5 protein-coding genes, 1 pseudogene and 1 riboswitch are annotated in these 4,853 nt (G+C 44.2%); of the genes and pseudogenes, 1 reads left to right on the top strand and 5 read right to left on the bottom strand.

Annotated features, from left to right (window positions below):
- The 4 genes and pseudogenes from ACH2DQ_RS10505 to cbiD all read right to left on the bottom strand — a co-directional run.
- Positions 1-493: pseudogene (locus tag ACH2DQ_RS10505) on the bottom strand (cobalamin biosynthesis protein CbiG); the annotation flags it as partial.
- Positions 494-517: 24 nt separating this feature from the next.
- The gene (gene cobM, locus ACH2DQ_RS10500) at positions 518-1,318 is read right to left on the bottom strand and encodes a precorrin-4 C(11)-methyltransferase (protein WP_394912822.1); all 801 of its coding nucleotides are present in this window, start codon (positions 1,316-1,318) and stop codon (positions 518-520) included.
- A gap of 1 nt (position 1,319) precedes the next feature.
- Complete coding sequence (gene cobI / locus ACH2DQ_RS10495) at positions 1,320-2,003, bottom strand: precorrin-2 C(20)-methyltransferase (protein WP_394912823.1); 684 nt, start codon at positions 2,001-2,003, stop codon at positions 1,320-1,322.
- Between the two features lie 93 nt (positions 2,004-2,096).
- Entirely contained in the window at positions 2,097-3,779 is a 1,683-nt protein-coding gene (gene cbiD, locus ACH2DQ_RS10490; protein WP_394912824.1) for a cobalt-precorrin-5B (C(1))-methyltransferase CbiD, read from the bottom strand.
- 146 nt (positions 3,780-3,925) lie between these two features.
- A riboswitch (cobalamin riboswitch) is annotated at positions 3,926-4,035 on the bottom strand.
- Between the two features lie 5 nt (positions 4,036-4,040).
- On the opposite strand from cbiD, the gene ACH2DQ_RS10485 reads away from it, so the two are divergent.
- The gene (locus tag ACH2DQ_RS10485; RefSeq protein WP_394912896.1) at positions 4,041-4,106 is read left to right on the top strand and encodes a DUF6783 domain-containing protein; all 66 of its coding nucleotides are present in this window, start codon (positions 4,041-4,043) and stop codon (positions 4,104-4,106) included.
- 269 nt (positions 4,107-4,375) lie between these two features.
- Here the strand turns inward: ACH2DQ_RS10485 and ACH2DQ_RS10480 are convergent.
- A partial coding sequence (locus ACH2DQ_RS10480) for a EutP/PduV family microcompartment system protein (RefSeq protein ID WP_395026677.1) occupies positions 4,376-4,853 on the bottom strand: 478 nt, incomplete at its 5' end.

Genomic DNA, 4,853 nt, shown 5'->3' with positions numbered 1-4,853 from the left:
CATCTGCCGAAATTTCCTTTGCATACGTCATATTTTCAATATATAATCTGTTTTTCTTCGCAAACACGTCTACGGCAAACTTTCCGTTTACATCCGTAGCAGTGGTAATAACCGGTATGGCCCCTGTTAAATTGGCAAGCACCCCAGCCAGATCATTTGCGCCTCCCAGATGCCCAGATAACAGCGAGATTACAAATATTCCTTTTTCATCCATGACTACCACTGCCGGATCCTTTGCCTTATCACGGACGAACGGGGCAATGCTTCGGACTGCAATTCCCGACGCTCCAATAAAGCAAATGGCATCACATTCTTCGAACATCTCCCCCGTCCATTCCTGAAGGGGCTTTGTCAAAGGGATCAGCTGATGTGGTTCGGCGTACTTTTTCATTGCATAAGCCTCACAGCAGTACCCCTGCAATTCCAGGGCCTCTGACAAATTGCGGCAGAGCCTGCTCCCACGTTCGGTAAAACTTATCATTGCTAATTTCATATAAACTCCTATCCTGTGCCGCAATTACTCTGTTGTACTAGTGCCTCCCGGCGTATTTGCTCTCCGCGCGGAACTAGCTTCCCGGAACTCTGTTGTAAATGCAGGATTGTATAATTCTGAACGGTCATAATGGCTATGGCTGACTACATCGCCAATGATCATAAGGGCTGTTTTTGTAATCTGATTTTCTGCCGCTGTTTTCGCAAGTGTCCCTACTGTGCACACAAATGCTTTCTCGTCCTCCCAGGTAGCCTTGTATACGATTGCAGCCGGGGTATCCGCAGTATAGCCGCCCGCAATTAAACGTTCTGACAGCTTTTCCAGCATTCCGGTACTTAAGAATACAACCATGGTCGCCTGATGTGCTGCGAACGATGCAATTTCTTCTTTTTCCGGAACGGGAGTACGGCCTGCCATACGGGTAATGATAACGCTTTGTGATACATTCGGCAGCGTATATTCCAGATTCAGTGCAGATGCTGCACCACTAAAGGAGCTCACACCCGGGCAGTAATCGTACCTGATCTTTTTTTCATCCAGGACATCCATCTGTTCACGAATAGCTCCGTACAGACAGGGATCTCCCGTATGCAGTCTTACCGTAGTAAGCCCTTTTTCCTCAGTGTCAAACATAACCTCTAATACTTCTTCTAACGTCATCGTTGCACTGTTATAAACCCTGCAGTCATCCTTTTTATAATCCAGAAGCTGCGGATTCACAAGAGAACCTGCATAAATGATAACATCTGCCTCTTCCAATAATTTTTTCCCGCGGACTGTGATTAAATCTGCCGCTCCCGAACCTGCTCCTACAAAATGTACCATTTTAATTCTCCTTTGCAATAATTAATGAGTAATATCCTGCATCTTCTGGTATTTCTTCCACGGAACGGTAGATTTTTTCGTTTTCCATACCGCAGTTTTCAATCATAACTGCTCTTTCATTTCTCTTTTGCAGTTCTTCTTTTACCATCGCCATTTTTTTGCCTGCCTTCATCAGTACCTTTGTACCCGGAAGCTTCAGAGCATCTTCGATTTGATAAGATGCCGGAATGACATGTAAAGGCTCCGCTTTTTCCACCAACCCGATATTTAATCGGGCAGCTACAGCGCAAAATGAGGTAATGCCGCTAACGATCTCTACTTCATATCCTCTGTCCTGAATCCTTTTATGTATATATAAATAAGTGGAATACACCGTTGGATCACCCAGTGTTAAGAAGGCGACATTTTTTCCTTCTTTTAAATATTTTTCTACCTGGTCAGCACCCTCATTGTGACTGCTTTCCAGTTTTTCTTGATCCTTTGTCATTGGCATGTGTACGGCAATGATCTCTTTCTCATCCAGCTCTTTTACAGCCTGCTTTGTTATCTGATACGCAACGCTTTCTTCTTTTACTTTTCCCGGCACTGCAATCACATCGCTTTCCTGAATAATGCGGACTGCTTTTAAGGTGAGTAATTCCGGGTCCCCCGGTCCGATTCCTAAACCAAATAATTTACCTGCCATTTTCTTAACCTTTGCCACTTGCTTGGAAGGAACGCTTTGCTGCCTTCCCGTAGCTTCCTTTCTGCTCTGCTTATTGATTTATCTGTTATATTCTCAGCTATTGTTAATCTGATCCCTTGTTATCGAATAAATATAATGAGGCATATCTATACCATAATAATGCTTCACAAACTGTCCTTTTTGCGTCATTCCATTTCTGACGGCTACCTTTTGGGATGGGATATTGGTATCACGTATAATGGAATATAGTTCCGGTACCTCTAAAACTTCAAATGCATATTTTTTGCAGGCTGCCGCCGCTTCCGAAGCATATCCCTGATGCCAGTATGCCTTTTGAAACAGATACCCCACTTCCGGAACCTCCACGCCTTCTATGTCCTGCATGGTAATACCGCACTGCCCGATCATTTCATCGCTGTCTTTTATAATGACGGCCCACAAGCCAAACCCGTACTGTTGATATCTCATAATCTGGCGATCCAGCCATTCGTGTGCCTCCCGGTCTGCAAATGCATGTTCGTAAGCACGCATTACTTCCTCATCCTTTAGCATTTTGCAGAGATCCGGAAAATCCTCCTGTACCATCTCCCGCAAATATAACCGGTCTGTTTCCAATATTCTTTTATGCGACCGCACAAAATGACTCATTAATTCTTCAACACTGCTCGTCACGCCAAGGGTACCGTATTCATTTGAAAAAAGAATAACACCTGTTTTCAGACTTCCATATGATCGGTGATCTAAATAATAATCTATTTTTTCCAGTACATGCTCCATAACCGCTTCCATGCAGCCATAGTCCTTTAAGATCCCTAAAGCCTCTTCCGTGGTAATTGTCTGCAATATTTTCTGTACTGCTTCTATTGGCGCTCCGGCTCTGACCGCATTTGCAGCCATAATCTCGGCTCTGGAATCGGCGCATCTGGAATGAGTATTCATAATCCCACCCGCAACCTTAATAAATTTCCCAATATGTGCAATAAACAAAATGCCTTTCATTCCAAGCTCCACCGCCATATCAATGGTGTCGCCCACATAATTGCTGCATTTCATGGAATTGGTAAGATCGATATTCAGATGATCTTTGGAAAATGCTTCTCCATAATTACCAGGAGTAATGGCCAGGTATTCTGCACCATTTGCTTTCTTCATCTCCATTTCAAGACGTATACTTGCAATTAATGCTGCTTCGCTCATGGGAACTACAATTCCGCTTGTTCCCAGTACAGAAATGCCCCCTTCAATGCCAAGCCTGGGATTAAATGTTTTTTTGGCAATTTCCACTCCTTCCGGTATGGAAATTTCCACTGCAATTCCCCCGTGATAATCCTGTTCTTCACAAATGTCTGTGACAGCTTCCCGGATCATCTGGCGGGGCACCCTGTTAATGGCAGCTGCGCCTACCGGCTGCTCCAATCCCTTCTTCGTAACCCGTCCAACACCCTTTCCGCCATCTATAGTGACCCCTGCTTCTAATGTTTTCCATACTTTTGCATAGACAAGAGTGCCTGTTGTAGCGTCAGGATCGTCTCCCCCATCCTTCCTTACCGCACAGGATACCTGGCTCTCACTGCGTTTAATCTCTTCCAGGTTTAAATGTAGTAAAATTCCCTTTGGAGTCATCAAATCGACTGTACCCACATCTTTTTTCATCAGGAGCATCGTCACTGCCGCCTTTGCTGCCGCTGCTGCACAGGAGCCTGTAGTATAGCCGTATCTGAGCTTTTTATTATTTTTTATTATATAATAATCCTGTAATCCGTTATCCTGATCCATATATGATCCTTTCCATTTCGCTGGCGCTGGCAGAATGCCTTTTACACTACAACATTCTGACAGGTACAACAAAAAATCCGTTGTCAAATACACTATAAGACAACGGTTCCATACAAAAAATATACTCCCCGGTTGCCGCAGGGAAATACAATGCAAACAACATAAGCAGGTATCTGACTATACAGTAACGGACTTGTGCGGGACTTTCACCCGTCTTCCCTATTATCCTGCTAGGACATGTCTGAAAATGCTTTCTGACAAATGTACGTCACAGTTTGCGGGAAATTTGTTCCAAATGAAGGGCACGTAGCGGGCTACGTAACCTGAATTCGAAGCAAACATGCCACAAAGTGAGGCGTGCAGATGGCGGGAATCATTTTTCAGACCCGCCTTCCAGCAGGAACTTATATTGACTCTATTTTTCTACAAATTATTATATTATTTACCTTTGATTCTGTCAACTGAAACTATAGCTTATGCCGGTAATTGTTTTTCATTATAAAAAGCCTGACATTCACCCAATCCCGGAATGCTGTTTAAAAAACACTCCAAAAAAGGTATGTAAACACCAGGCTTTCATCCCCTATTTTCATAGATTATTCTTTTTCTTCTTCATCTGCAAACTTTGTTGAAAGTATCTTCCTGGGTTTTTCTGCTTCGTCTTTATCCCAGGGCAGCACATCACCGGGATCTCTTAGATAATCCAGGATCTGCCAGATTCCTTCTCCTGTATAGGAGCTTACGCGAAATACTGTCTCACATCCTGAGAGCCGGAGCCAGCGTTCTGCCTGGTCAGGGTCTCCGGTAGGAGAATCGATCTGAGTTACAATACCGATTACCGGCCTGGTGGAACACGCTGTGACGCAAGGAGGAAACAGGGAATACGGTTCATCTGCATTGATTAAAAGTCCTACCACATCTGCCTCATAGGCATAAAGCGCAAGGGCACGTCCCAGACGGTTCGTCTCCGCGTATTCCCCTGGCGTGTCTATTACAACATCAAAGTGATTTATGTATTGCGTTTTATGGTAATGGATGGTCTCACCTTTCAGTGCCTGAGTAAGCGGTGTCTTG

The sequence above is a fragment of the Robinsoniella sp. genome (genome assembly GCF_034124845.1).
Note: the sequence above shows the minus strand (reverse complement) of the source record. Positions and strands in the feature narration are given on the sequence as shown.

Bases quoted from the DNA above. Each gene is read 5' to 3' on its own strand.
- cobM (WP_394912822.1), bottom strand. From the start codon at position 1,318: ATGGTACATTTTGTAGGAGCAGGTTCGGGAGCGGCAGATTTAATCACA.
- cobI (WP_394912823.1), bottom strand. From the start codon at position 2,003: ATGGCAGGTAAATTATTTGGTTTAGGAATCGGACCGGGGGACCCGGAA.
- cbiD (WP_394912824.1), bottom strand. From the start codon at position 3,779: ATGGATCAGGATAACGGATTACAGGATTATTATATAATAAAAAATAAT.